Raw genomic sequence first — 24,577 nt, 5'->3', positions numbered from 1 at the left:
CACCACATCTCGGCTCGCGACTGGACTAAAAAGCGTGCGGCCATGACGCATGGCATAAAGCAGGCGGCACCCGTATTCAAGCAGCCTTGGGCGTCACTGATCCTTCAGAATTAAGAGGATTTCTTGAAGGCGGCCTGGTAGGCGCTCACATAGTCCTGCCATTGATGAATGGTCTGATCGGCCACCTGTTTAGCCAGCGTGAGTACGGGGCCTCGCCAGTCGGCGACTTGCGCCCCAAACGCCATCAAGGCTTCGCGGTTGGCGGCGCCCAGATAACCGGCATTGCGTAAATGAGCCCAGGCGGTGAGGGCGGCCATACTGGCAAAAATATTATCCAGCACGCTGAGTTTGCCATCCCACTGCGTGAGGTCTACCCGGTCTTGCGAGGGTTGCAGCGCTTTGATCAAATAAGACTGTTTGTCTACGCACACGGCTTTGAGAAGGGCAGGCGGCAGGATTTGGGCGCCAGCCTGTATGGTCGCGACGCGTTGAGATTCCAGTGTCCAGTCAGGTTGCGTGAGTTTGATTGCTGCGGTGTTCAGGTAAGGGCTCAGTGCACTCTGGTTGCTGGCTTTCATGTCTATAAGTGCGCGGCGCTCTGGCCCTTTGCCGTTCACCAGCACGACATAGCGTTCCAGGCCCAGGCTGCCAGTGCCGGCAATGCGGCGCGCAATATCCAGCGGATAAAAGAATTCTTTTTTATCCTGCACTTGCATGGCCTTCATGTATTTTTCCAAAGCGGCTTGTTTTTGCGCTTTGTCCAAGGCCAGCGCACGTTTGCCGTCTATCAGGAGTGTATCCGGTGCTTTGGCATTGGTCCGGCTTTCGATAAAGGCCTGATTGCTGCGCTTGCTCAAGTCTGACAACAGATGCCTGATCGAGCCACGGGCCGTTTTGCGCTCTACCCATTTGGGTTTGCCTTCCGCCAGTGCCTGCGCGTAGTTCTGCACCATGATGTCAAGCAGTGCAGTGGTTTGTTTGGGTTTGAGCTTGAGTGTGTCCTGGGCGACCAGCAGGCTGGTCAGCAAGCGCGTCAGCTCCCACAGGCAAGGCGCCAGGGCGGCTTCATCAAAGTCGTTGAGGTCAAAATAGGCTAGGCCGTTTTCGGCTTTGTAGCTGCCAAAGTTTTCCAGATGCAGGTCGCCGCAAATCCAGGCGGCAGGGCTTTTTAGCTTTGCGAGGGCTGGGTGCCAGTCTTCATAAAACAAATGGCAGGTGCCGCGCAAAAACACAAACGGGTCTTTGCACATGGCGGCCAGTTTCATGTGCAGACGCTCAGGGTCGCGGCCGGCGTTGTAGTGTTGGATTCTGTCTAAAATAGGCATGGCGGTTCCGGAAAAGGGTACAAAGCGTTGTCTGCGCGAGGCTGGTTCTGAAAGGGATGCTAGGGGCTTTCAGCACGCAACGGTTTAAGGCAGGCCGACCAGCTTGAGATATTCCTCCAGCGTCAGCGTCAATCTTTGCAGTGAGGCATTCACCTCATCCAGCGGTTGGTTATCATGTAAATGCAGTTTCTCCAGCAGGCTTTTATGGGCCTCGATGGCTTGCAAGTGCGCTTCGAGCTTGGATGTTTTGAGGTCTTGGGTCATGGCGGATTCTCCATCATCGTCGGGGGCTGTGAACAGGCTTGAGCGCCTGCTGCAATCTATGTATGTCTGTTTCGAGTATCAATCGGATCACTAAGTTTTGTGGCGCCTGCTGAAAATGATGTGTGGATGGCTGGGCGCTTGCCTGATCAATGTTAACTCATCCTGCCTGGTCTGGCTCGCCATACAGTGACAGGTAACGGGCTGGCTGATGCGAGCTTAAAAAATGTTCAAAGTCCTCAGGCGACAAGGGTTTTGCAAACAGGAATCCTTGCAGCTTGTCTGCACCCAGTGCTCGGCACAGGGTGGCTTGTGGCAGGGTTTCTATGCCCTCGACAATGACTTCAAGATCCAGACTTTTGGCCATGACGATCATGGCTTTGAGCAGGCGACAATCCGCCTCATTTTCTGGCACATTTTGCACAAAACTGCGGTCTATTTTCAGGATAGAGGCAGGCAGGTGTTTCAAATAGGTCATGGACGAGTAGCCTATGCCAAAATCATCCAGTGCCACCTTGAGCCCAAACTGCTTGAGGTGACGGAGTCTTGCCGAGGTTTTGTTAAAGTCAGACACCAGTACACTTTCGGTAACCTCCAGTAACAAACAGCTGCCAGGCAGGTCAATCTGCCTTAAATCACGCTCAATTTCAGTCAGCATGTGTTCATGTTGTAACCATTGCGCGCTGGCATTCACTGCGAGTACGCAGTCCGCGTCAATCAGACCGTTCTGGCGCCAGCGTGCAAACTGTAAGCAGGCCAGTTGCCGGTTTCTGCTGTCGATCTCGGCAAAAAAGCCAAGCTCTTCCACCACATCGATAAAGACCGCCGGTGGCAGCAGACCTTGCGTGGGATGCTGCCAGCGCATGAGCATTTCTGCACCGCACACGGTAAAGTCTTGTGCATTCAATACCGGTTGGTAGTACTGCACCAACTGGTTTTGCAGGCGTTGCGAACGCAGTTCGTTCTCTACCATCATGCGATGGATAATCTGCTCTTGCAGTACTTCGCTGAAAAAGTGAAAGCCATTTCGCCCTGCACGCTTGGCATGATACATCGCCAGGTCGGCACGCTTTAACATGTCTTCTGCCGTGCTTGCGCAGCGGGGAAAGGTGGCAATGCCTATGCTGCAGGTAATAAATTGTTCGGTTTGATTCAGCGCAAAAGGCTCACGCACCTGTTCGAGGATGCGCTGCGATAAGGCGCCGATGGCGGTTTCATTTTCCAGATCGTGCACGATAATGGCAAACTCGTCCCCTCCCAGGCGGCAGACCATGTCGCCTTCTCTGACCACTTCCTGCAGTCGCTGTGCGACTTGCTTCAGCAGGTGATCGCCAGAGTCATGTCCCAGGCTGTCATTGACCAACTTGAAATTATCAATGTCCAGATAAATTAAGCCGAGTTGAACGTTGAGGCGATGCGCACGTTGCATGGCATTGCGCAAATGCTCTTCAAAATAATATCTGTTCGATAATCCGGTCATCGGGTCATTCTCTGCCAGATACTTCAATCGCTTGTGCGTTTCAATCAACTTGTTGTTCAGGGCATGGCGGGCTTGCGCGTGTACCAGCGCTTTGGTCAGGTGTCTCTCAGACAATTCTTTTTTGAGTAAAAAATCCTGGGCCCCGGCGAAGATGCAATTTCTTTCTATGGTCTCGTTATCTTCCATGCCGGTCAGGATTACGACGGCGGCCTGCTTTTCTGTGTGTTGTGTGAGTTGGCTTAACACATCCAGACATTCCATATCGGGCAGGCGGTAGTCGAGCAGTACGATATCAAAATCGTTTTCTTCATACAGTTTCAAGGCCTTGACCGCGGTATTTGCATGCACAATATCCTTCACCAGTGATGGGTTTTGCAACACCCGTACCACCGCCATGCGGTCCAATTCATCATCATCTACCAGTAGCAGGCGCATGGTTACTCCTTCGTGGCTGGCAGCTCAACAATGCGCCAATAATGCTCAATTAGCCCCATGACTTCCATAAAGTCGCGGTCCATGTGCTGCTTGAAGACATAGCCCGCGACATGTTTGCGGTAGGCTGCGACCAGGTCCTCGTCTGATTTTGACGTCGTCAGCACAAACACCACAGCATGGGTTAATAATGGATCCGTGCGTAAGGCTTCCAGAAACTCGAGGCCATTCATGCGCGGCATATTCAGGTCAAGCAGGATAATATAGGGTGCAGGAATCTGGCCCGAACGCAGCAACTCCAGCGCTTCACGGCCATCGCGGGCACGAAACAGGGTGTTCAACAGTCTTAATTTGCGTAATGCGCGCTCCAGCGAGATGGCATCAATGTCGTCATCGTCAACAATCAGCAACGATATTTCCTTATAACGATGTTTGGGCGGGATTTGCACGCATCAACCTTTCTTCGATATTGATCGGCCAAGTGAATGTGATGGCACAGCCTCGCTGACCATCGGAGCGGATGCTGGTACTGCCCCCATAGGCTTCGACGATTTTTTTAACCAGCGCCAATCCCATGCCGCTGCCTTCAACCTCATCGCGCGGCTTCAAGGTCTGGAACATGATATAAACCCGCTCCTGGTATTCTGGAGAGATACCCGGCCCATCATCAATGACGCTGAACTCATAGTAATGCGGGTTGGCCTGCTGCCATTGCAACTGAATGCTGCCGCGTGTTTGATCGTGGTGTTTGATGGCGTTGCTAAACAGATTGCGCAGCACCTGTTCCAGCGGGGTGGCCAGCGTATAAAACGTGGGCAAATCGTCTGCCATCTTCAGGCTAAAGCCTGCAGGCGGGGCTTGCATCTCAAAAATGGACTGCGCTACTTTGCCAAGGTCGACCTGGCTGACGCTGCCTTCCAAACGTCCGGCGCGCGAATAGGCCAGTAAATCATCCAGCAGGCGTTCCATTCTGCGCAACCGTCCGCGCAACAGGGACATGTGACCACTAATGGCCTCCACTTTGCCCTGGTTGAGATCTTCTTCGATCCAGTGCGAAATTTGGAAAATGCCGCGTAATGGGGACTTGAGGTCGTGGGAGGCCACATAGGCAAAAGTGGCCAATTCTTTATTGCTGCGCTCCAGCTCGTCACGGTGTTGCGCCAGCTTTTCACTGGCTTTAACACGGGCAGAAATGTCCGTAATGGCCGACAGCACCTTGACGCCGTCATCGGTTTCTATCGGATTAAGCCCGACCTCGACAGGAAACTCACTGCCGTCCTTGCGGCGGCCATATAAGTCCCGCCCGGTGCCCATCGCCCGCGGGCTCAGCTCGGAAAAAAAGAAGGCCCGGTGATGGGCATGCTGATGGCGCAAGCGCTCGGGCAGCAACATATCTATGGATTGCCCCAGCAGCTCCTCGCGCGGGTAGCCAAAAATACGTTCTGTTTGCGGATTGACCATTTCGATCAAGCCATTTTTATTCACCATCACCATGGCATTGGGCGCGGCTTCGACGACCTGGCGAAAGCGCGCTTCCATGCGCTTGCGTGCCGAAATGTCGGTAATGGCTGACAAGACTTTGACGCCATCATCGGTTTCGATGGGATTGAGCCCGACCTCGACAGGAAACTCGGTGCCATCCTTGCGGCGGCCATACAAGTCACGTCCGCTACCCATAGCGCGAGGTCTGAGGTCTGAGAAAAAGGCGGCGCGATGATGCGGATGCTGTTGGCGGAAGCGCTCAGGTAACAAAATGTCTATGCTTTGTCCCAGCAACTCTTCTCTTGGGTAGCCAAAAATGAGCTCTGTCTGTGTATTGACGAGTTCGATCAGGCCGCGACTGTTTACCATCACCATGGCGGTCGGGGCGGCTTCTACTACTTGTCGGAAGCGCAGATTGGCACGCGCAACGTCTCCACTTTCATCATGCATACCCAATCTCCCATGGTGACTGCATTTATGTTTTTAATCATTGATACTCATTACTCACTTGGGGCATGCGTCATCTGCGTGTCGCGACACCGGTTTTGCTGCAAATCTAAACGTGCAGCGGGCTAAGCTTTGTTTTTGTAATGCGTTAAATTTTACACGCATCTGACGGACTCCGGGATAGTCCAAAAGGGTGACTACCCTTGCGGAGGTGGTTATTTCATGCGGAGCAGGGCTGTCAGGGGGCGTCTGCTTGCGCAACACTGACGGCGTTACGTCCTGACTGTTTGGCGTGATAGAGGGCCGCATCTGCCTTGACCAGCAGCTTTTCCAAGCTGGTGCTGGTATCAGAGGTGGCAGCTAAGCCAATCGAAATTGTCAGATGAAGAGCGCGGTGATTTCCAAGGTGCATTTCGGTGTTGGCTGCAGTCGTTCGCAAGCGCTCAGCGATTTCTATCGCTTGTTCTTTCTGCGTGTCGGGCAACAAGATCGCAAACTCTTCGCCACCGTAGCGGCTGATCAAATCAATATCGCGCAGCTGCGTCTGACATTGCCGGGCAAACGCTTGCAATACAACATCGCCAGCCTGGTGGCCATAGTTGTCATTAATTTTCTTGAAATGATCGATGTCTATCATCAATAAAGCGATGGCGCCGCCACGGCGTTTGAGTCTTGCCAGCGCGATATTGGCCTCTTGGATAAAGTGGCGTCGATTGGGCAATCCGGTTAAAAAGTCTTGATTGGCTTGCTTCTGCAATTTTTCCTGTAGCGCCTTGTACTCAGTAATATCTTGTATTTGTACGACAAAGTGCTGGAGCTGGCCGGCTTCATCTTTAATGGAGGAGTAGGTCAACAATACCCAAAGCGTATGACCTTGGCTATGAAAAAAGCGCTTTTCTACCTGATAGTTATCTCGCTGGCTAGTGAGCAGCGAGTCCAGCAGCAGATGGTCAAGTTGGTGGTCGTCAGGGTGGGTGATCTGCTGGATGGTTTTCTGGCATAACGCCGCTTCATCTTCCCCCAGCATATGGCATAAGGCCCGATTTGCCTGCATAAACCTGCCATCGAGGCCTAGCAAAGCCATGCCGATGGCTGCGGAGTCATAGGTTGAGCGAAACAGTTTTTCGGATTGAAACAGGGCGTGTGAATGTTCAGCCGCCATTCGCGCGTGTTTGCTTTCACGGCGTTGGAATACAAACAACATAGTGAATGTAAAGAGTGCAAAAATACTGAAACAGATGATCTGAATCATGGCATTTTCGTACCAGTATCTAAAAATGCGTTCAAGGTCGCGGCTGACCGCTACCATGAGTGTGCTATGCAGTTTGAGGTCGCCGGGGGCCAGTGTGGTTTGAGCCACCATACGCTGCTGCCGGGTTGAATATAATTGACCACTAAATACGGTCACCGCTTTGCCGCTTTGGATATGCCGGGTAAAAAATGAACCAGGGGTTGCCAGATTTGTGCCCGGCTTGAGCCCGTTATCGGGCACGCTCATGAACAGCACGCCTTTGCTGTGTATCAGGGAACTGCGGCTATCCTGCGTGTATAACACAGAGGCTAGCAGCGGTTTAAAGTATTCGGGATCCAGGATGGCAGTGACAATCCCGGAAAATTCACCTTGCTTGCCAGGAATGATCCGGGTCAGGTTGAGTATATAGTTACCGCTCATGCCGGTGAAAGGAGGGGAAACGTAAAGCCTGTCGGGATCACTAACCCGCCGGGCGGTCTGGTAATAATCACGGTAACTGAAGTTCATGCCGAGATATTCTGGAAAACTAGTGTATATCAGTGTTCCATCGGCATCAAACACGTCAAATCCCCGTATTCCTGGCATGGTGCTCGCCATGGTTGTCAAGCGTTTGGTCGCGACTTGCTGTTGATGTTTCCACTCCGGGATTTCTTGAATAATGGCCAGTAAGGCTTGATTGGCGCCTTGAAACTGGAAGGCCAGGTTTTTTGAAATGACATTGGCTTGCGTAATCAGGCGGTCGCGTTCATTCGCTTCAATTTGCGCATGCTCATGGTAAATATTGAGCGCAATCAAGCCGCCAAGCACAGACAGTGCGAGCACAAGTTCTATCCAGAGCACAACGGTCAAGCGAGTTAATAACTTTTTATGCGTGATCATGCGATGTTTTTTGCGCTACCAATGTTGACCAGGGCGAAGTGCGATTGTCCATAGCAGAGTAATTAGCATACTGCAATATTTACGCGATATCTATATGGTCTTTGCACGTACGCAGTGTTCATGGCATTTTTGATGGATACCGCGCATGCGCGACGGTAGATGAGGCAGAAAATTGGCCGGCCTGTGATGGTTTGATTGGCCTGACGCAGGATGAACTGGTTTAAGCGGCTGTTAACAGGAAGCTTTCCCGTTGTGGCCTGGCGGCAGCTGGCTTAGTCTATGCGGTCATAGGTATGCAAGAGGCCAACAATGAGACTTTTCACTAATGTATGGATATTGGCGACGATCTTGTCTGCAGTGGTCGGGGTGGCCTGCGCGGCAGATGCGGGCGCGACGACGCAAGATGGCCGCCCTTTTGCGAGCCTGAATGCGGAGGCCATCGCGCAGCTGAGTCCTGTCGATCAACAGGCATATGATGCCTGGAAACGGGCGTCAGCACCGCCGGTGACGACATCTACCTATCAGGAGGACACTGGTCCCAACACCATGGATTTGTCTTCCGATTTTTCAATGTAACTGATTTTTGAATGTTGTGGCCGTTGCCGTTTAAAATGGCGGCATGTCTGCGACCTTGATTCAACAATTTCTGCCGGGGTATCCCGCGCATTTACGTGCGCAAATTGCCCAGTTGCATGCCCAGGGCCAACTGGGCAATTATCTGCAGCAGCGTTATCCCGAGACGCACACGATTCAAAGTGACAAGGCGCTGTATGATTTTTGTAATGCGCTCAAGCAGCGCTATTTGAAAAACGCGCCCTTGCTCGACAAGGTCTATTTCGACAACCGGCTCACCATAGAAAAGCAGACACTGGGGCTCAATGCCGCCATTTCGCGGGTGCAGGGCGGCAAGCTCAAAGCCAAAAAAGAAATCCGGATTTCGGCTTTTTTTAAAACGGCGCCGCTGGCATTTCTCAACATGATCGTGGTACACGAACTGGCACATCTCAAAGAGCGCGAGCATGACAAGGCGTTTTACCAGCTCTGTCTGCATATGGAACCCGACTACATGCAATATGAGTTTGATTGCCGGGTGTATTTGTTATGGGCCGCCCTGCAAAAACATCAGCTGGATGCCGGAAACAGTGTGCGGGCCACCTTGCCTGGCTCCAAGCCATAGTGTGCGCTCACCAATGCCGTGATTGCCTTATCCAGCGCCAGTGTGGGTTGCAAGTCGCGCCCCTGATACAGCTGGCTGTCTTTGAGGCCGGGCCAGTCGGCGATGACTTTGCCGGCTGGCCAGCTTCGATTGCTTGCCGTGATGGCGGGCAGGGCGCCCCCAAACGCCAGCATGGCGGCGCCTGTGCCATGGTCGGTGCCGCCTGTCCCATTGGCGGCGGCGGTGCGGCCAAATTCGGTGGCGACGATGATCAGCGTTTGCTGCCAGTGACTCCCCAGATTGGTTTGCAGGCTGGCGAGCAGAGTGTCCAGGTCGGACAACTGTTTGCTCAGACGGCTGTTTTGGGCGCTATGGGTATCCCAGCCGCCGGTTTCCAGCATGGCAATGCGCGGGCCGTCTGGCCGGCTTAAAAAATCACCAACCATTTTACCCAGCGCTGCTGGCTGCTGGCTGTTTTGTCCTTGCATGCCTTTGTCCGCCATATTCTCGACTTGCATCGCACTTTCCCAGGCGGCATGTAATTGGGCATCCTGCTGGTAAAGCTGGCTGACTCTTAACAGTAAATCATCGGAGGGTTGTGGCAGCTTGGCGCTGGCATAGGCATCGACCTGATAGTTGCCGCGCAAGGCCAGCGGAATGGTGGGGGAGAATGCAATCGCCTCGTTTTGGGCGGGCGGCAGCAGGCCGAGCAAGCGGTTCAACCAGCCATCTTTAAGCTGATAAGCACGCGTCCCCCCACTTTCCAGCACATTCTGCCCGTCAAAATGGGAACGCTCGCGGTAGGCAGAGGCCACCGCATGTACAAACAGTGCATGTTGCTGCTGGTAAAGCGCCTTGGCCGTGACCAGCGACGGGTGTAGCGCAAACAGGCTGTCCAGCTTGGTGTCATTGATGTCTTGCACGGCCAAGGCGCCACGCAAGCGCTGGTAATCGGGATCTGCATACGGAATCACGGTGTTCAAACCATCTGCCGCGCCACGCTGGATGATGAAAATAAAGCGTTGTTCGGTCGCCGCCGCCGCAAAACTCAAGCTGGGGAGCCAGAAGGCGGCCAGCCCGGCACCGCATAATTTCACAAATTGTCTGCGCTGCATGGCTATCTCCTTAAAAATTCAGGGCTGACCAGCAGAAGGGCAAAACCGGTGTGCGCAGATTCGGCGCGGCTCACTTGCTGCAAGGTCTCCTGGCTGAGCCTGCCGCGCAGGACGGTATTGGCCAGCACCGCGGGTGGCATGCTCAGCTTGGTCAGCGAAGCCAGCCGCTGCGCATACTCCACCCGGCGCAACAAGGCGTTGGAGGCGAGCCAGCTTTCGGCCACATCGTCATAACCGGCGGGGGAGCCTGGTTTCCAGATCGGTTGTCCCAGCTGGGTCATGACTTGCGAGACGCGGACATGCGAAAGGTCAATGTCCAGCGCCCGTACACTGCTAATCAGCCACTCCCATGGGGTTTTGAACTTGACCGGCGTGGGCACGCGGCACTCCGGCGCTTCTATCAGCACGCGATACAGTGCCGGAAGTTGGCCCCCGGTTTGCAGATAGGTGTCGCGTAGCCGGTTAATCAGAGCGGGCGGTGGCTGGTCGCCAGCAAAATGGCAGGCCAGTTTGGTCGCCACATGCGTGGCCGTGGCCGGGGCGGCGGCCAAGTCAGTGAGGATGGCTTCGGCTTGTTGCACGCCAGGTTGCGCATAGGTTTTGCCGAGTAACTGACGGACATCAGGCTCGTGCACGCGCTCATTAAAGACAAAGCCAGGATAGCGCGCATCGGTCTCGCCTGTGAGCTTGGGGCCGGACACGGTCCAGCCGGTCAGGGCGCGTGCAAATTCGGTCACGTCCTGTTGGCTATAACCGCTGCGCACGCCCAGCGTGTGCAGTTCCAGAATTTCGCGGGCAAGGTTCTCATTGAGGCCGCTTTTCTTGTCCGGCTGGCGGCGCATTTGCCGTTGTACGGCTTCGCTTTGTGGCCCGCGTGATTGCTGCTGGTCTAGGTAGATCAACATGGCCGGATGCTTCTCGACCGCAAACAACATGTCTTTAAACGTGCCCAGTACAAACGGACGGATGGCTTGCAGTTCAAACAATCCGGCCAGTTGTGTGACCTGCGATTTTTGTGCCGAGATTGCAAAATGGTTGGACCAGAAATGCACCAGTCTTTCCACAAACGGGGTATCGGTCTGCTGCGCCACTTGTGCCCGCACCTGGACTGCCTCGGTATAGCTGTCCCGCGCTTCGTTACGCATTTGGCGGCGCAACTGCAGTTTGTCCTCAGGCGATTCGGCCTGATTGATCATGCGCATTTCCTGCATCTCTTGCTCGATGGACGGCAGCGCTTGCTGGTATTGCTGCCACAATGGCGGCAAGGCCTGGTAACGGCTAAATTCGTCCAGCAATGCCTGCGAGACACTATTTGAGGGCGTAGTGGCCGCGGCGCGTGCGCCCAGACCAAAACGTTGATCAATGATCAATGCGTCATCCGTCATCATCGACTCCAGACGTGAGTGGGAACAGAAATACTAACAGCCATGGCCAGACTAACAAAGCTGGATTACAGCGGGCTTACAATCGCACGGGGTACAGTCCTGCGGTGCGCTTGGTCAGCCGCCAAGGCTTGTCAGCGCCAGCCTGATTGAAGCGCTGTGAGTGATGTGCTACCGTGTGGTTGCCGCTTTAACCTTCTTACTCACACCATCGACTCTACACAGGCTTTTTATGCAGACCCATACCCACAAGGTGCGCCGAGACCTGCTCCTGCTCTGGGCTGTGATTGCGGCCGTCTCGGCGTTGCTGGTCTGGCTGTTGATCGAACTGAGCCGCCAGGGCGCGGCCTCGCAGATTGCTGAGGCCAGGCTGCATGCGGCTGCCAGCTGCCAGGCCATGCAACATGGGGTACACCTTGCGAGGCTGGAGAGTGCTTCTGCGCAGGCAGGCTGGCAGGTGGTGATAGATCTTGCCTTGCGCGAAGAGCCTGGCAGTGAAGGCGGCTTTTGGCGGCCAGGCCAAGGCGTGTTTGCATATGCCTTTCCCACCTATGATGGCACCGGCGTCAAGCGTGATCCACCGGTGGCCGAACTTGAAAAAATCACTGCCACCGCCGAACTAGCCAGCCGCAGCCACCAGTTGATTCTGGAGGTGCGCCCCGGCTTGCGTGAAGCCATTGTGTTTGCTGCCTGCCCACTGACCCAAGCCCCCGGCACGTCTGTCGCCTGGGTGATGAAACGCGTGTTGCTGATTCAGGCCGAGGTACTCAATCATTTGAGCCTGGCGTTAGCGCTGCTGATAGGCCTGGTCGTGATGTCAGGCGCCTGGCTGGCCTGGATGCTGCTGCGCTGGCAGCGCCAGATGGCTACACTGATGCAACAGCTGGCACAGTCTGAGCGCATGGCGACGCTGGGCCGGGTCTCTGCCGGGTTGGCACATGAAATCCGTAATCCGCTGGCCACCATGCGCATGAAGGTTGAAAATGCCATGGCCGCGGCCCCTGAGCGCTATCAGCAACGCAGCCAGAGTGCCTTTGAGGCGGTGCTGGCGCAAACCTCGCGCCTCGAAAGCCTGATCTCCAGTTTGCTGGCACTGACCCATCCCTTGCAACTACATAAGCAGGCAGTGGATTTGCGCGCCTGGCTGACCAGCCTGACCCGCTTGCATCAAGAGACCTTGACTGCGCAGCACGCACGCTGGAAGTTAACCCTGAGTGATGCCGTGGTGACACGTGCTCAAGCGCAGGCCGTGCTCGACCCGGATAAAATGGCGCAAGTGATGGACAATCTGATCCTGAATGCGCTGGCGCATATCCCTGTGGGAGGCGAGATTGAGTTGGGGCTGGAGAGCGTCACTTCGGGGCACCTGCGATTGTGGGTGGCCGACAATGGCAGTGGCGTGCCCGCGCATTTGCGCCCCCAGGTGTTTGAACCTTTTAGTACGGCGCGCAGTGGTGGTACCGGCCTGGGCCTGGCCCTGGCGCGCGAGATTGTCCAGGCGCATGGCGGCGAGCTACGCTTGGCCGATACTGCCGCGGGCGCCCGTTTTGAGATTGAGTTGCCATGGCACACCTCCTGATTATTGACGATGACCCCGCCTTTAGAAGCAGCCTGGCTGAAATGCTCTCTGACCTGGGGCACCATGTGCTGGAAGCCAGTCATGTGCAGGCGGGCCTGCACTGCTTGCGGACGGCGCCGGTAGAGCTGGTGATCACCGATCTCAAACTCACCGGGGAAGACGGCTTGTCGTTTTTGCGTCAGGCGCAGGCGATCAAGGCGGTGCCCTGCATCATGCTTACCGCCTATGCCAGTGGCAGCAACACGATTGAGGCCATGCGGCTGGGGGCGTTTGACCATTTGACCAAGCCAGTGTCACGGCAGAAGCTGATGGAAACCTTGCAACGCGCACTGCCCGAGCGCAGCGCTGACCTTGAGTCCAGCCTGGAGGCCGACGCCACGCTAACCGCAGATAACCCAACGGCGGAACGCTTGATTGGCAACAGTGAATGCATGCGCGAGGTGTTCAAACACATCGGCCTGGCTGCGGCGACCGAAGCAACCGTGCTGATTTTGGGCGAGACCGGCACCGGCAAGGAAGAGGTGGCCCGCGCACTGCACCGTAACAGCTTGCGCGCCCATGGCCCTTTTGTCGCCGTCAACTGTGCCGCCATCCCGGCAGAATTGATGGAAAGCGAGCTGTTTGGGCATGTCAAAGGTGCGTTTACAGGGGCGGTGGCTGACCGTAAAGGTTATTTGCGGCAAGCGACTGGCGGCACCTTGTTCCTCGATGAAATTGGCGATATGCCGCTGGCGCTGCAAGCCAAGATTTTGCGGGTGCTGGAGGCGCGCGAGTTTAGCCCGGTCGGCGCGCAAACGGTGCTTGCGCTGGATGCGCGCATCATTGCTGCCACCCATAGAGATTTACCTGCCGCCGTCCGCGCCGGGCAGTTTCGTGAAGATTTATGGTACCGGCTGCAGGTGATGCCGATTGCCTTGCCGCCACTACGCGCGCGCGGTGAAGACCTGTTGCTGCTGGCGCAGCATTTTTTGGCCAGTGAAGCTGCGGGTACCCCCAAGCGTCTGACCGCTGAAGCCGCACAACAGCTGGTACAACATGATTGGCCGGGGAATATCCGCGAACTCCGCAACACCATCGCGCGCGCGCAGATTTTGAGTCATCATGCCTGGATCGAGGCTGAACATATTTCTTTTACGCCACGTCCTCAAGCGGCAGACGCTTCTGGTCGTGGCGCCGCCACCGGCACGCTGGCCGAGACCCTGCAGCAAGTCGAGCGCGAGATGATAGAACGCGCATTGCGCGAGAGCGGTGACAACCGCAGTGAAGCGGCGCGTAAACTGGGGTTGTCCCGTCAGCAACTTTACCGCAAGCTCGAAGAGCATGGCCTGACATAAGCGCTGACAGCTGTCCGCCCAGCGGACAGTGTTGTGTCACCAAAGCGGACAAGTGTGCCAGGGTTTATTTTTCAAGTAATTGATTTAAAATGATTTTTTATCTGGCATGCCCCTTGCAATAGAGGAGATAACCTCTATCCATGACAAGGAGCATTTCATGTTAACTTCTTCTGTATGTACACGTAGCAGCCATCTTGCACGCGGCAGTCGTCCTCTGCGTGCCGCGCTGCTCGTCACCACCCTAAGTATGACCCTGCAAGCATTTGCCTTGCCGCCCTTAGCTGCGAATTCTTCTCCGCTGACGCCTGCGCCACTTAATCTGGGACCAGGCGCATCAGCACCACTGGCGCCTGCGCCTATGGTCCCCGCTCCGCTTGCGCCTGCAGGCGCGCTGGATTTACAGGCGACGGCGGCGCTGCCCGCGGTAGCTGAGGCGACTGTCAAGTCCATCCTGTTTAATCCGTATGGGGAAGCGGATGGCTTGCGCTTGGCGAATGACGTGATTGTCAAATTCCCCCCGCACCGTTCGCAGGCCTTGCTAGGCGCCGTGCAACCCGGTCAGCATGTGCGTATTCTCGGGCATGCTGAAACGCCAGCCATTGTTAAAGCCGATGCCATTATCAATGTGACCACCGGCAATATTGTGGTGGACCAGCCACCCGCCAATAACCTGCCATTGTTACCCCCACATTTGCGGGCGCAGTCATTGCAGCCGTTGCAGGTGGAAGGCAAGGTCGATCTGATCCTGAATGGTCCGCGCGGCGAAGTCGATGGTGTCATCCTGGATAACCAGAGCATTGTTCACTTTCCGCCTGAAAGCCTGAGTGTGCCGTTGCGCCCAGGGCTGCGTATTGCGGTGGCTGGTCTAGGGACCAAGACGGCCAATGGTGTGTCGCTGGAGGCGATCCGCATGGGAAGCTCCGCCGCTACGATGCAGCCACTCTATGCGCCCGCGGCCCCCGCTTGCCAGCCAGCGGCTGCGGTAGCCGGCCAGTGCTAGTCCCTGATTTAGCCAAGGCCAACGCTTCATCCGACGTCGCCTGCGCTTTAAGCAAGTTAGGTGCTACTTAAATCGCTTTGGGCAACAGCGGTGCTGCCCAAAGGCCGCCGCCCACGCTGGACTCACTCTTTTGACAGGATGCATCATGATTGCAAAATTAGCCCCGATTCTATTGTTATTGATCTCCAATGTGTTTATGACAGTGGCCTGGTATGGCCATCTCAAGTTCACCGAAAAGCCGCTGTATGTGGTGATTGTGGTGAGCTGGCTGATTGCCCTGTTTGAATATTGTTTTGCGGTGCCGGCCAACCGGATCGGCCATACCGTGTATTCGGTGGCGGCGCTCAAAACCATGCAAGAAGTCATTTCGCTCAGTGTGTTTGCCGTGTTTTCGGTGTATTCGCTCGGCGAGCATTTCACCTCCAGCCATGTTGTCGGCTTTGCCCTCATTGGTCTGGGCGCCTTTTTTATCTTTAAAGCCCCTGTGGTGTAAGGAGAAAAGCATGCGTCTATTCAAAATGCCTGCAGATTCACGGCAATGGCTGGCGGTGATGAATTTTTTCATGGCCGATGTCCGCGACGGGCTGGGCGCCTTTCTCGGCGTGTATTTATTGGCACAATCCTGGCAGGCGGATGAGATTGGCTATGTGATGACCATAGGCGGGTTGGCAACCATGATGGCGGGAATCCCGGCGGGTGCCCTGATGGACCGCACCCATGCCAAGCGCTTGTGGCTGTCCGTGTGCGCCATCCTGATGGTGGTCGGTTGCCTGGTGTTGTTGCTGTGGCACTCGTTTGCGGCGATTGCCTTGTCGCAAGCCGCTACCGGTGTGGTCCGTGCCATGATTGGGCCCGCGATTGCCAGTATCAGCCTGGGCCTGGTCGGGTCTAAATATTTGTCCAGGCAGCTTGGTCAGAACGAGGCCTGGAGTCATGCCGGTAGCCTGGTGTCAGTCTCCGTGGCTGGCGTGCTTGGCTATTTCTGGGGCTTGTCTGCCGTCTTTATGCTACTGGCGGTGATGGCGGTGCTGGCGCTGCTGTGCATCCGCCGCATTCGCCCGCAGGAGATTGATTACCATGCGGCGCGCGGTCTGGAGTCACATGCTGCGGTCAGTGATTCTGGCCGTGCCGTATGGAAGGCATTGCTGCAGTCACGCCCCTTATTGATGCTGGCTTGCATCATGATGCTGTTTCATCTGGCCAATGCCGCCATGCTGCCTTTGCTGGGGCAAACCATGGTGTCGCAAGGTCTGGTCAACGCCAGTCTGTTTACGGCTTTGACGGTGATGATTGCGCAACTGGTGATGATCCCCATGGCATTGCTGGCCGGGCGTTATGCCGAGCAGTTTAGTTACGAACGGCTGGTCACGCTGGCCTTGCTTGCCTTGCCGGTGCGCGGCGTGATTGCGTCGACCTGGAACTCGCCCTGGGCGGTGGTGCCCGTGCAGTTACTAGATGGCGTCGGCGCGGGGCTGTTAGGGGTGGCTTTGCCAGGACTGGTGGCCAAGATGTTGCAAGGCAGTGGGCACTTCAATGTCGGGCTGGGATTTGTGTTGACCATCCAGGGCCTGGGGGCAGCCTTGAGTCCGGCCATGGCAGGCTGGGTCGCGCAGCGTTATGGCTACACCATGAGTTTTACCTTGCTAACGGGGGTGGCGGTGCTGGCGATATTGTTATGGTGGCAACAGGCCAGGCAAACGGCTGCTCAATCTGCGGCAAGCTGGGCTTGAATGCGTCTTTGTCCCCGCGGTGACTGGAACAAATCATCCAGCAGGTTGCGGCCCACGGTCGGGGCAGAGGTAACGGAGGGGCTCACCCGTTGGTAACAATAAGCTTCTTCAATGTTGTCGCGGTAGTCACTCCATTGGGCACTGGCACTTTTGAAGCTACGCCAGACGCTTTCGCCGACATTGGCATATTCGAGGGTGCTGCCGTCTTCCAGCCTCACGCGCAATGCACGCTTGCCTGCATCATAGCCAATTGCCCGCAACTTGCCGGCATGCGTGTTGATCATGTCCATCAGGGCCTAGCCGCAGCAGCCGGGTTTGCAGCCGCAGGATTTACCCGCAGGCTTGAGGCCTTTTTGTTGCCAGGCTTGCAAAAACGCTTCTTTGCTCATGGGTTGCAGTTGCAAGCTTTGTTGCAAGACGGGATCCACCACTTGCGACTGGTAATGCTGAAAATGCGCCAGATATTTGGCATACGCCCGATCTGCACCGCGCCAGGCCTGCCATTGCCGCCATATCCATTTTTTCAAGCTAAACATGTTTACTCCTTATCCTGTGTCGGACTGCCATCATCTTACTCCAACTTGATGGCATTCAGTGCGGCCACTTCATCTTTGAAAAGGGCGCTCTTTGGTTTGAGCCATTGCGGGCATGCAAGTTCAAGCCTGCGTCAAACAGGCGCTTCCCCGCACACTCACAACAGACAAATCCTGTTAACGCAAGCCTGGCGCAAGCTGCCTGTGTTAGATTAGCGGCACTGGCGCGCCTCAGTGGTGCGGTTTCATCTGTTTACATGAGGGCCTGACCCTCTCGGTCTATCATGAGTAATTCGTTTTATTTCAATTTAATCCTGTTTTTTCTGGTGGCGATTATTGCACTCGAAGTCCTGGCCAACCGGCTGCGCTGGCCGCCTGCGGTAGCACAGCTGGCGGGTGGCGCCCTGATTGCGCTGGTGCCAGAATTACCGGCGTTTGAGATTGATCCTGCCCTGGTCATGGAGGTGTTTTTACCGCCGTTGCTGATGGCGGGTGCCTATTTCACGGTCTGGCATGAGTTCAGGCGGCACCTGGGCGGCATTTTACTGCTGGCGATTGGTGCGGTGCTGTTCACCACGCTGGCGGTGGGGCTGGCCTTGCATAGCTTCAATCCCAGCCTGCCGTGGGCGGCCTGTTTTGCCTTGGGCGCAATTGTGTCACCGCCGGATGCGATTGCCGCCAAAGCCGTGCTGCAACGCGTGGCCTTGCCACGCAAGCTGCTGGTGTTGCTCGAAGGCGAGAGCTTGCTCAATGACGCCACCGGGCTGGTGCTGTACAAGTTTTCGATTGTCGCCTTGCTGACCGGCGTGTTTTCACTGAGCGGTGCGCTCGAAACTTTTGCCTGGCTCAGTGTTGGGGGCGTATTGTTTGGCGCGGCTATGGGCTATCTGGTGTTTAAAACCCTGCGCTATCTGCATGGCACTAAACTCATGGTGCTGGCCTCGGCCTTGCCGGGGTGGATTTGTTATGTTGTGGGCGAGCACATCGGTGTTTCAGGCGTGATCGCCACGGTCACCTACGGCATGATGCTGGGCTGGCACCAGCATGAAATCATGTCGGCCACAGCGCGCCGGCGCGGTGCCGCGTTTTGGGAAATCATGATTTTTATCTTTGAATCGCTGGTATTTATCTTTATCGGCCTCTCTTTGCGCGGCGTCTGGGAGCGTGTCGCCCATGCCGACAAGTCCCTGGAGGCTTATGGACTGGAAGTGTTGCTGGTGCTGGCCGTGGTGATCTTGTCGCGCTTTGTCTGGATTTTCATGGTTGATGGGTTGGCCAGACTCATTCGCAAGCCGCATGCGGCGCATGGACACAGCACCTGGGGCGAGTCTTTTGTCAAAAGCTGGGCAGGCATGCGTGGCGTGGTCACGCTGGCGGCAGCACTGGCGGTCCCCGCCCAGGTGCCCGGACGCGACTTGATGCTGATGTGCGCGTTTGCCGTGATCCTGGTGACGGTGGTGGTGCAGGGGACAACAATTGGTCAGGTGATCCGGGCATTTAAACTGAAGGCGAGCAAGCATGAGCACATTTACCTTAATGAGCCACAGGTGTGGGCCCGGATTGAGCAGGCACAGTTTTCAGTGGTTAACAAACTGGCCTATAACGAACATGGTGCATTAATGCACCCGCGGTTGCTGGAACAATACAGCTACCGGCAAAGCCTGTCAGACAAACATAAACATGAAGACAGTCTGCCCGATGACCTCCGCAAAGCGCATTTTAATGTGGTACTGGCCGCCGTAGCCGCCGGTCGTGAAGAGCTGCTTAGACTGCATCGCTCGGGGCAGATTCATGACGAGTTGCTGCATCTGATGGAACGTGATCTGGACATTCAGGAAATCGCTGCCTTACATAGTCGTGGCTAAGTGTGCCTGTCCACATTTTTTGTGGATAACTTTTATGGTGAGCTGTGGGTGAGTGCCTTAACTATTTGATTTTATGTGTGAAATTAGGCCTGATTAAAATCTGCACGTTAAAATTATTTGATGAAAAATCTTGCTCAAGGCGATTTTTTGTGTATTGCCAGCCTCCTGTCGACAGCGTAGCATAGGTCTTGTCTAGTGCTGTGATGAGGAGCAATTAACATGAAACGACTGTTTTATATCGACTATCCGCAAGAGCACTTTGAAGGCCAGGCCCACCGTTACCGTTGCGCCTACTGCAAGCAGGAAACCACCCATATCAACGGCAAGCTGGAAGGGCATTTGCCCGGCTGCGAGTATCGGGTTGCGCTGGAAAAAGCCGGTTTTGAATGTAACCAGCTTGCGGAACCCGCCCATGAGGACATGGCCGACGAAGTCGATTGAGGGATGATGGCGCTGGCTAGACCTGTTCATAAACGCTGTTGAGGATGTAGAAAAAAGCATGATTTCTTTTACCCCCTGGCAATCACTGATGGGTGGATTGCTCATAGGTTTTTCCACCTTGCTGATGATCCGCTGGCTGGGCAAGGTCACTGGCATCAGTGGCATTGTGGGTCAGGTCTGGTCGGCCGCCGCCGGTGACCGGGCCTGGCGCCTGGCTTTTGTCGCGGGTCTGGTGCTGTCGCCATTGGTTTATCTGCTGGCACGGCCGTTGCCTATGGTGGAGATTCAGGCGTCCACGCCCTGGTTGATCGTGGCGGGATTGCTGGTGGGCTTCGGTAGTCGCCTGGGGTCGGGGTGCACCAGTGGTCATGGGGTTTGCGGCTTGTCACGGCTGTCGCCACGTTCGCTGGTGGCGACGTTGACGTTTATGCTGGTGGCGATGCTGGTGGTCTGGCTATGGCGCCATGTGTGGATGATAGGGTAGAAGCAAGATGGCAAATCTGATGGCATTGATCGCCGGGCTGATCTTCGGTGTGGGGTTGATTGTGGGCGGGATGACCAATCCAGCCAAGGTGCTGGCCTTTCTGGATGTGACCGGTGACTGGGATCCGTCACTGGCATTTGTGATGATGGGTGCGATTGCTGTAGGCTTTTTTGCCTTCAAGTCTGCGGCCAGGCACTCCACCAGTGTCTTGGGCTTGCCTGTGCAGTTACCAGGCACGCGCCTGATTGACCGCAAACTGGTGCTGGGGGCGGTGATTTTTGGCACCGGCTGGGGCATTGCCGGATTTTGTCCCGGCCCAGCCATCGCCTCACTTTTGACGGGTGGCCCGGCGGTCTGGCTGTTTGTCGCCAGCATGCTGGCGGGAATGGCCGTGCATACGCTGGCGGTGCGTCGCGGCTGGTTGTGACCGTATCAGTCTTTTTGCCAAAGTTTGCGGTAACGCCACAGTGTGGTGCGGCCAATCCCAAGTTGCTTGGCCGCCTGGGTCAGGTTGCCCTGGCAGTCAGTGACGGCTTGCACGATGGCGGCTTCTGAAAGCGCCTGGCGGCCTGGTTTGGCGACTGGCGCTGCCATTGCCTGTGTTGACCCGGGTATCGTTTGCAGTTCGGGCGGCAAGTCTGCGGTGGCTATCTGTTTGCCATCCGACATCACCAGTGCGTAATTCAACACATTGCGCAGTTCGCGCACATTGCCCGGCCAGTCATAGGCCATCAGTTGCTCCATGGCGGCGGCCTTCACTACGGGCAGTAGTTCCCCGGTAAATTGCTGTTTAAGCAGATGTCGCAGTATGAGCGGAATATCCTGTTTGCGCGCCTGCAAGCTGGGTAAGAAGATGGGCACCACGCGCAAGCGGAACAACAAGTCCTGTCGGAAACGCCCGGCTTTAACCTCTTCGCGCAAGGCTTTATGTGTGGCGGCAACAATGCGGACATTGGCTTGCATGGCTTGACTGGCCCCGACGGGCAGGTATTCACCGGTTTCGAGTACGCGCAACAGTTTGGCCTGTAATTCGTAAGGTAGTTCGGCGATTTCATCCAGAAACAGCGTGCCGCCCTCGGCCCGGCCAAACAGGCCCTGGTGATCACGAATGGCGCCGGTGAAGGCACCCTTGACGTGGCCAAACAGCTCACTCTCCAGCATGCCCGCATTGAGCGTGGCACAGTTGATGGCGACGAAGGCGGCGCGGTGACGCGGACTCTCGCCATGAATGGCGCGGGCCACCAGCTCTTTGCCTGTGCCGGAGTCGCCGCGGATCAACACCGGGATGTCTGTCACTGCCACGCGGCGTATCATTTCAAACACTTTTTGCATTTCGGGCGCATGGCTGATCAAGCCATATTTTTCACCCAGCGAGGATTGGGCGGCGGTCTTGCCTGCGTCCGCCTGCTGGGGCAGCAGGATTTCGAGGCCGCCCGCAAACGCGCCATCTTCTGGCAGGTAGGCCATGGCATATTTCAACACTGCCTGTCGTTCACCATCAGACCGGTGCAGCAGCAGGGGAGCGCCCTCGACTTTGCCAGACTCGGTGAGACCACAGCCGCGCATACACTGTTCGCAGCGGTTGGCGGTCAGGCAGTTTTCACCCAGGAGCGTAGCCTGAGTGAAGCCTAGCAGTTTTTCGGCACCCGGGCTCCAGTAGCTGATCCGCTTTTGAGCATCGACGGTAAACACGGCTGCATCTGGCATGATCAATGAAATCATGCGGGCCAGCGATTCGCCCTGTGCCCGGCTCAGACCGGCCTGCTGGCTGAAAAAATCGGGGGTGGTTTGTTCCATTTTTTTATTTGAAACGTTTCATGATTGTGGTTTTGTGTTTCATTGAAACATTTTTGGCGGGGGTGGGCAAGTGATATTTTTATATAAGTCATTGATTTGACTGTTTTTAAATTTTTATTGAAGCATTGGCACTGGTTTTGCTGAATCAACGCCATCTTGATAAGGAGCACGCGGATGATTTTCAAGCAATTTTTTGAGCCTGAAAGTAGCACTTATACCTATCTGCTAGGCTGTGAAGAAACCCGGCAGGCGGTGATGATTGATACCGTAGGCAGCGAGGTAGACAAGTATGTGGCGGCTTTGCAACAGCATGGGTTGACGCTGGTGTTTACCCTGGAAACGCATGTGCACGCCGATCATGTCACCGCTGCCGCCACCTTGCGCGAGCGTCTGGGCAGTAAAAGTGTGGTGCATCGTGATGCTGGCGCGCAATGCGGCGATGTGCTGGTGACCGATGGCGTGCACTTGCAAGTTGGCACGCTGGATATCGAGGTCCGTTACACGCCCGGGCACACCAACGGCTGCGTCAGTTATCTGGTCGGTGACCGCATTTTTACCGGCGATGCCTTACTGATTGATGGCTGTGGCCGCACCGACTTTCAGCAAGGCGATGCCGGGCAATTGTATGACAGCATACATGCCAAAATTTTCAGCTTGCCAGAAGATACGCTGATTTTTCCCGGCCACGATTATCAAGGCAGGACGGTCTCCACGGTCGGCCACGAGAAGCGTGAAAACAAGCGGCTGGGCGGGCAGACTTCCCGCGCGGAATTTATCAATATCATGGCCAATCTCAAGCTGGCGTATCCCAAGCAAATTGATGTGGCCCTGCCTGCCAACCAGGCCTGTGGGCAAGTGATGATCAAGCAGTCGGCATGAGCACAGCGATGTTGACTCGGCTGGCCCGTTACGTGCCCGCCCTCCGCTGGGGGCTGCATTATCGGCGCGAGCAGGCCATGCATGACCTGATGGCGGCGCTGACGGTGACCCTGATGCTGGTTCCGCAGGCGCTGGCCTATGCCATCCTGGCAGGCTTGCCGCCACAAGTTGGCCTGTATGCCAGCCTGTTGCCGTTGATCGTCTATGCCCTGTTAGGCACCAGTGCGACGTTGGCGGTGGGGCCCGTGGCCGTGGCGGCGCTGATGACTGCGACCGCAGTGGCGCCTTATTCAGCACAGAGTCCCGCGCTGGGGCTGCAAGCGGCGCTGATCCTGGCGTGTTTGTCTGGCCTGTTTCTGATGCTGGCCGGGATGTTCAAATTAGGCTTTCTGGCGAATTTTCTATCGCACCCCGTCATGAGCGGCTTTATTGCTGGCGCCAGCCTGGTGATTGCCAGTAGCCAGCTACCCACCTTGCTCGGTATCCGGGCCGAGGGCAGTCATGTACTGGCGCTCTGGCAGAGTATGCTGGGGCAATGGCCGCAGATTCATCTTGCTACGGCCATGCTGTCGGTGCTCACCCTGCTATTGCTGGTGCTGGCCAGGCGGCAAGGGCAATCGCTGTTGCTAAGCCTGGGCTGCTCGCCGTTTTGGGCGCAGGTGTTGGTGCGGGCAGTGCCTGCGCTGCTGGTGTTGATCGGGACGATTGCCATGCATGCCGGTTGGGCCCTGCTCACCGGGGTGCGGACCGTGGGGCAGATTCCCGCCGGGCTGCCTGCGCTGGCCTTGCCGCATGGGAGTCTGGCAATGTGGCAGTCTTTATTGGCCCCGGCCTTGCTGATTTCCATCATCGGCACGGTGGAGTCGATTTCTGTCGCGCAGAGTCTGGCCATGAAGCGGCGCGAACGCATAGACCCTGATCAGGAGCTGATTGCCTTGGGCGGCGCCAATCTGGCGGCCAGTCTGAGTGGGGGGCAGCCGGTCACCGGCGGCGTCTCGCGCTCGGTGGTGAATATGGATGCGGGCGCGCAAACGCCGGCAGCGGGCTTGTTTACTGCATTGGGCATGTGGCTGGCCACGGTTTTTCTGGCCTCGTGGCTCAGTGCGTTACCCAGATTTATTTTGGCCAGCACGATTATCGTTGCGGTGATGAGCCTGGTGGACGGGCGCGTGTTTATCGAGACCTGGCGGCGTAACCGGAGCGACTTTGCCGCCTTGCTGGTGACTTTTATGATTACCTTGCTGGTCGATATTGAACATGGCATCAGTGCAGGCGTGTTGCTGTCCATGGCCATGCATCTATACCGCAGCAGTCGGCCGCACATTGCCATTGTCGGGCAGGTGCCGGGTACCGAGCATTTTAGAAACGTGGCGCGGCACGCGGTCAGTGTCTGCCCGGATGTGATCACTTTGCGCGTGGATGAGAGTTTGTATTTTGCCAATGCGCGCTATCTCGAGCAAAAAGTGCTCGAAGTGGTCGCCGATAACCCGGCATTGAAACATGTGATCCTGATGTGCTCCGCCGTCAACGAGGTAGATGGCAGTGCCCTGGAGGTGCTGGAAGTCATCAACCACCATTTATCTGCATTGGGAATTGGCTTTCATTTGTCCGAGGTCAAAGGCCCGGTGATGGATATGTTGCAACATGCTCCTCTCAGGCAGCAGCTCAATGGTGAGATTTATCTGACCCAACACCAGGCTTATGCAGCGCTGTCCTGTCATTAA

24 protein-coding genes are annotated in these 24,577 nt (G+C 56.0%); 13 read left to right on the top strand and 11 right to left on the bottom strand.

Translation table 11 applies throughout. From position 1 onward, the window contains the following. Nucleotides 1-110: 110 nt before the first annotated feature. From ACT53D_RS09840 to ACT53D_RS09815, 6 genes are all read right to left on the bottom strand, one after another. Nucleotides 111-1,325, bottom strand: a complete 1,215-nt coding sequence (locus ACT53D_RS09840; RefSeq protein WP_476155934.1) for a DUF2252 domain-containing protein — start codon at nucleotides 1,323-1,325, stop codon at nucleotides 111-113. An 84-nt stretch (nucleotides 1,326-1,409) separates the two neighbouring features. Then, a complete protein-coding gene (locus tag ACT53D_RS09835) occupies nucleotides 1,410-1,589 on the bottom strand; it encodes a hypothetical protein (RefSeq protein ID WP_275357824.1) in 180 nt (59 codons plus the stop codon). Nucleotides 1,590-1,746: 157 nt separating this feature from the next. Then, nucleotides 1,747-3,501: a putative bifunctional diguanylate cyclase/phosphodiesterase gene (locus ACT53D_RS09830; protein ID WP_476144648.1), complete on the bottom strand. Its 1,755-nt coding sequence runs from the start codon at nucleotides 3,499-3,501 to the stop codon at nucleotides 1,747-1,749. 2 nt (nucleotides 3,502-3,503) lie between these two features. After that, nucleotides 3,504-3,908 (bottom strand): response regulator, encoded by a 405-nt coding sequence (locus ACT53D_RS09825; protein ID WP_275357820.1) that lies wholly within the window; start codon nucleotides 3,906-3,908, stop codon nucleotides 3,504-3,506. A 10-nt stretch (nucleotides 3,909-3,918) separates the two neighbouring features. Continuing rightward, complete coding sequence (locus ACT53D_RS09820; RefSeq protein WP_379074245.1) at nucleotides 3,919-5,430, bottom strand: sensor histidine kinase; 1,512 nt, start codon at nucleotides 5,428-5,430, stop codon at nucleotides 3,919-3,921. Between the two features lie 235 nt (nucleotides 5,431-5,665). Continuing rightward, nucleotides 5,666-7,558, bottom strand: coding sequence for a sensor domain-containing diguanylate cyclase (locus tag ACT53D_RS09815; RefSeq protein ID WP_379074247.1), 1,893 nt, complete (start codon nucleotides 7,556-7,558; stop codon nucleotides 5,666-5,668). Nucleotides 7,559-7,867: 309 nt separating this feature from the next. Here ACT53D_RS09815 and ACT53D_RS09810 point away from each other — a divergent pair, with 309 nt between their 5' ends. Further along, the gene (locus tag ACT53D_RS09810; RefSeq protein WP_379074250.1) at nucleotides 7,868-8,134 is read left to right on the top strand and encodes a hypothetical protein; all 267 of its coding nucleotides are present in this window, start codon (nucleotides 7,868-7,870) and stop codon (nucleotides 8,132-8,134) included. 43 nt (nucleotides 8,135-8,177) lie between these two features. Beyond that, complete coding sequence (locus tag ACT53D_RS09805) at nucleotides 8,178-8,735, top strand: YgjP-like metallopeptidase domain-containing protein (RefSeq protein WP_379074253.1); 558 nt, start codon at nucleotides 8,178-8,180, stop codon at nucleotides 8,733-8,735. On the opposite strand, the gene ACT53D_RS09800 is transcribed toward ACT53D_RS09805, so the two are convergent. Beyond that, nucleotides 8,681-9,829, bottom strand: a complete 1,149-nt coding sequence (locus tag ACT53D_RS09800) for a DUF1501 domain-containing protein (protein ID WP_476155930.1) — start codon at nucleotides 9,827-9,829, stop codon at nucleotides 8,681-8,683. The genes ACT53D_RS09805 and ACT53D_RS09800 overlap by 55 nt on opposite strands. A 2-nt stretch (nucleotides 9,830-9,831) precedes the next feature. Continuing rightward, nucleotides 9,832-11,217 (bottom strand): DUF1800 domain-containing protein, encoded by a 1,386-nt coding sequence (locus ACT53D_RS09795; RefSeq protein WP_476155928.1) that lies wholly within the window; start codon nucleotides 11,215-11,217, stop codon nucleotides 9,832-9,834. A gap of 226 nt (nucleotides 11,218-11,443) precedes the next feature. Between ACT53D_RS09795 and ACT53D_RS09790 the strand changes: the two genes are divergently transcribed. The 5 genes from ACT53D_RS09790 to ACT53D_RS09770 all read left to right on the top strand — a co-directional run bounded on the left by ACT53D_RS09790 (nucleotide 11,444) and on the right by ACT53D_RS09770 (nucleotide 16,854). Continuing rightward, the gene (locus ACT53D_RS09790) at nucleotides 11,444-12,790 is read left to right on the top strand and encodes a sensor histidine kinase (RefSeq protein ID WP_476155926.1); all 1,347 of its coding nucleotides are present in this window, start codon (nucleotides 11,444-11,446) and stop codon (nucleotides 12,788-12,790) included. Then, nucleotides 12,775-14,124 carry a sigma-54-dependent transcriptional regulator gene (locus ACT53D_RS09785; protein ID WP_476155924.1) on the top strand — a complete coding sequence of 450 codons (1,350 nt, stop codon included), beginning with the start codon at nucleotides 12,775-12,777 and terminating at the stop codon, nucleotides 14,122-14,124. The genes ACT53D_RS09790 and ACT53D_RS09785 overlap by 16 nt, the downstream gene beginning before the upstream one ends. A 157-nt stretch (nucleotides 14,125-14,281) precedes the next feature. Then, nucleotides 14,282-15,124 (top strand): hypothetical protein, encoded by an 843-nt coding sequence (locus ACT53D_RS09780; RefSeq protein ID WP_476155922.1) that lies wholly within the window; start codon nucleotides 14,282-14,284, stop codon nucleotides 15,122-15,124. A 145-nt stretch (nucleotides 15,125-15,269) separates the two neighbouring features. Beyond that, nucleotides 15,270-15,617, top strand: a complete 348-nt coding sequence (locus ACT53D_RS09775) for a DMT family protein (RefSeq protein WP_194748886.1) — start codon at nucleotides 15,270-15,272, stop codon at nucleotides 15,615-15,617. 10 nt (nucleotides 15,618-15,627) lie between these two features. After that, on the top strand, nucleotides 15,628-16,854 hold the full coding sequence (locus ACT53D_RS09770; protein WP_476155920.1) for an MFS transporter: 1,227 nt from the start codon (nucleotides 15,628-15,630) through the stop codon (nucleotides 16,852-16,854). Here the strand turns inward: ACT53D_RS09770 and ACT53D_RS09765 are convergent. Both ACT53D_RS09765 and ACT53D_RS09760 read right to left on the bottom strand, forming a co-directional pair. Then, nucleotides 16,830-17,144 carry a KTSC domain-containing protein gene (locus ACT53D_RS09765; protein ID WP_476155918.1) on the bottom strand — a complete coding sequence of 105 codons (315 nt, stop codon included), beginning with the start codon at nucleotides 17,142-17,144 and terminating at the stop codon, nucleotides 16,830-16,832. The genes ACT53D_RS09770 and ACT53D_RS09765 overlap by 25 nt on opposite strands. Before the next feature lie 6 nt (nucleotides 17,145-17,150). Beyond that, nucleotides 17,151-17,390: a hypothetical protein gene (locus ACT53D_RS09760; protein ID WP_476155916.1), complete on the bottom strand. Its 240-nt coding sequence runs from the start codon at nucleotides 17,388-17,390 to the stop codon at nucleotides 17,151-17,153. Between the two features lie 281 nt (nucleotides 17,391-17,671). Between ACT53D_RS09760 and ACT53D_RS09755 the strand changes: the two genes are divergently transcribed. The 4 genes from ACT53D_RS09755 to ACT53D_RS09740 all read left to right on the top strand — a co-directional run bounded on the left by ACT53D_RS09755 (nucleotide 17,672) and on the right by ACT53D_RS09740 (nucleotide 20,604). Next, nucleotides 17,672-19,252, top strand: a complete 1,581-nt coding sequence (locus tag ACT53D_RS09755; protein WP_476155914.1) for a Na+/H+ antiporter — start codon at nucleotides 17,672-17,674, stop codon at nucleotides 19,250-19,252. Between the two features lie 219 nt (nucleotides 19,253-19,471). Continuing rightward, on the top strand, nucleotides 19,472-19,693 hold the full coding sequence (locus ACT53D_RS09750; RefSeq protein WP_194748882.1) for a hypothetical protein: 222 nt from the start codon (nucleotides 19,472-19,474) through the stop codon (nucleotides 19,691-19,693). 58 nt (nucleotides 19,694-19,751) lie between these two features. Further along, nucleotides 19,752-20,177: a YeeE/YedE family protein gene (locus ACT53D_RS09745; protein ID WP_476155912.1), complete on the top strand. Its 426-nt coding sequence runs from the start codon at nucleotides 19,752-19,754 to the stop codon at nucleotides 20,175-20,177. Between the two features lie 7 nt (nucleotides 20,178-20,184). Then, nucleotides 20,185-20,604, top strand: coding sequence for a DUF6691 family protein (locus ACT53D_RS09740; RefSeq protein ID WP_275357792.1), 420 nt, complete (start codon nucleotides 20,185-20,187; stop codon nucleotides 20,602-20,604). Nucleotides 20,605-20,609: 5 nt separating this feature from the next. Here ACT53D_RS09740 and ACT53D_RS09735 read toward each other — a convergent pair whose 3' ends face one another. After that, nucleotides 20,610-21,974, bottom strand: a complete 1,365-nt coding sequence (locus ACT53D_RS09735) for a sigma-54 interaction domain-containing protein (RefSeq protein WP_476144633.1) — start codon at nucleotides 21,972-21,974, stop codon at nucleotides 20,610-20,612. A gap of 174 nt (nucleotides 21,975-22,148) precedes the next feature. Between ACT53D_RS09735 and ACT53D_RS09730 the strand changes: the two genes are divergently transcribed. Together ACT53D_RS09730 and ACT53D_RS09725 are read left to right on the top strand one after the other, a co-directional pair. Beyond that, nucleotides 22,149-22,853 (top strand): MBL fold metallo-hydrolase, encoded by a 705-nt coding sequence (locus ACT53D_RS09730; protein WP_476144632.1) that lies wholly within the window; start codon nucleotides 22,149-22,151, stop codon nucleotides 22,851-22,853. Further along, nucleotides 22,850-24,577 carry a SulP family inorganic anion transporter gene (locus ACT53D_RS09725; protein ID WP_476144630.1) on the top strand — a complete coding sequence of 576 codons (1,728 nt, stop codon included), beginning with the start codon at nucleotides 22,850-22,852 and terminating at the stop codon, nucleotides 24,575-24,577. Before ACT53D_RS09730 ends, ACT53D_RS09725 begins: the two co-directional genes overlap by 4 nt.

It is taken from the genome of Methylophilus sp. DMC16 (assembly GCF_056314045.1).
Note: the sequence above shows the minus strand (reverse complement) of the source record. Positions and strands in the feature narration are given on the sequence as shown.

Bases quoted from the DNA above. Each gene is read 5' to 3' on its own strand.
- ACT53D_RS09735 (WP_476144633.1), bottom strand. From the start codon at position 21,974: ATGGAACAAACCACCCCCGATTTTTTCAGCCAGCAGGCCGGTCTGAGC.
- ACT53D_RS09790 (WP_476155926.1), top strand. From the start codon at position 11,444: ATGCAGACCCATACCCACAAGGTGCGCCGAGACCTGCTCCTGCTCTGG.
- ACT53D_RS09800 (WP_476155930.1), bottom strand. From the start codon at position 9,829: ATGCAGCGCAGACAATTTGTGAAATTATGCGGTGCCGGGCTGGCCGCC.
- ACT53D_RS09725 (WP_476144630.1), top strand. From the start codon at position 22,850: ATGAGCACAGCGATGTTGACTCGGCTGGCCCGTTACGTGCCCGCCCTC.
- ACT53D_RS09805 (WP_379074253.1), top strand. From the start codon at position 8,178: ATGTCTGCGACCTTGATTCAACAATTTCTGCCGGGGTATCCCGCGCAT.
- ACT53D_RS09815 (WP_379074247.1), bottom strand. From the start codon at position 7,558: ATGATCACGCATAAAAAGTTATTAACTCGCTTGACCGTTGTGCTCTGG.
- ACT53D_RS09780 (WP_476155922.1), top strand. From the start codon at position 14,282: ATGTTAACTTCTTCTGTATGTACACGTAGCAGCCATCTTGCACGCGGC.
- ACT53D_RS09830 (WP_476144648.1), bottom strand. From the start codon at position 3,501: ATGCGCCTGCTACTGGTAGATGATGATGAATTGGACCGCATGGCGGTG.
- ACT53D_RS09745 (WP_476155912.1), top strand. From the start codon at position 19,752: ATGATTTCTTTTACCCCCTGGCAATCACTGATGGGTGGATTGCTCATA.
- ACT53D_RS09795 (WP_476155928.1), bottom strand. From the start codon at position 11,217: ATGATGACGGATGACGCATTGATCATTGATCAACGTTTTGGTCTGGGC.
- ACT53D_RS09740 (WP_275357792.1), top strand. From the start codon at position 20,185: ATGGCAAATCTGATGGCATTGATCGCCGGGCTGATCTTCGGTGTGGGG.
- ACT53D_RS09835 (WP_275357824.1), bottom strand. From the start codon at position 1,589: ATGACCCAAGACCTCAAAACATCCAAGCTCGAAGCGCACTTGCAAGCC.
- ACT53D_RS09810 (WP_379074250.1), top strand. From the start codon at position 7,868: ATGAGACTTTTCACTAATGTATGGATATTGGCGACGATCTTGTCTGCA.
- ACT53D_RS09760 (WP_476155916.1), bottom strand. From the start codon at position 17,390: ATGTTTAGCTTGAAAAAATGGATATGGCGGCAATGGCAGGCCTGGCGC.
- ACT53D_RS09750 (WP_194748882.1), top strand. From the start codon at position 19,472: ATGAAACGACTGTTTTATATCGACTATCCGCAAGAGCACTTTGAAGGC.
- ACT53D_RS09765 (WP_476155918.1), bottom strand. From the start codon at position 17,144: ATGGACATGATCAACACGCATGCCGGCAAGTTGCGGGCAATTGGCTAT.
- ACT53D_RS09840 (WP_476155934.1), bottom strand. From the start codon at position 1,325: ATGCCTATTTTAGACAGAATCCAACACTACAACGCCGGCCGCGACCCT.
- ACT53D_RS09785 (WP_476155924.1), top strand. From the start codon at position 12,775: ATGGCACACCTCCTGATTATTGACGATGACCCCGCCTTTAGAAGCAGC.
- ACT53D_RS09770 (WP_476155920.1), top strand. From the start codon at position 15,628: ATGCGTCTATTCAAAATGCCTGCAGATTCACGGCAATGGCTGGCGGTG.
- ACT53D_RS09775 (WP_194748886.1), top strand. From the start codon at position 15,270: ATGATTGCAAAATTAGCCCCGATTCTATTGTTATTGATCTCCAATGTG.
- ACT53D_RS09730 (WP_476144632.1), top strand. From the start codon at position 22,149: ATGATTTTCAAGCAATTTTTTGAGCCTGAAAGTAGCACTTATACCTAT.
- ACT53D_RS09820 (WP_379074245.1), bottom strand. From the start codon at position 5,430: ATGCATGATGAAAGTGGAGACGTTGCGCGTGCCAATCTGCGCTTCCGA.
- ACT53D_RS09755 (WP_476155914.1), top strand. From the start codon at position 17,672: ATGAGTAATTCGTTTTATTTCAATTTAATCCTGTTTTTTCTGGTGGCG.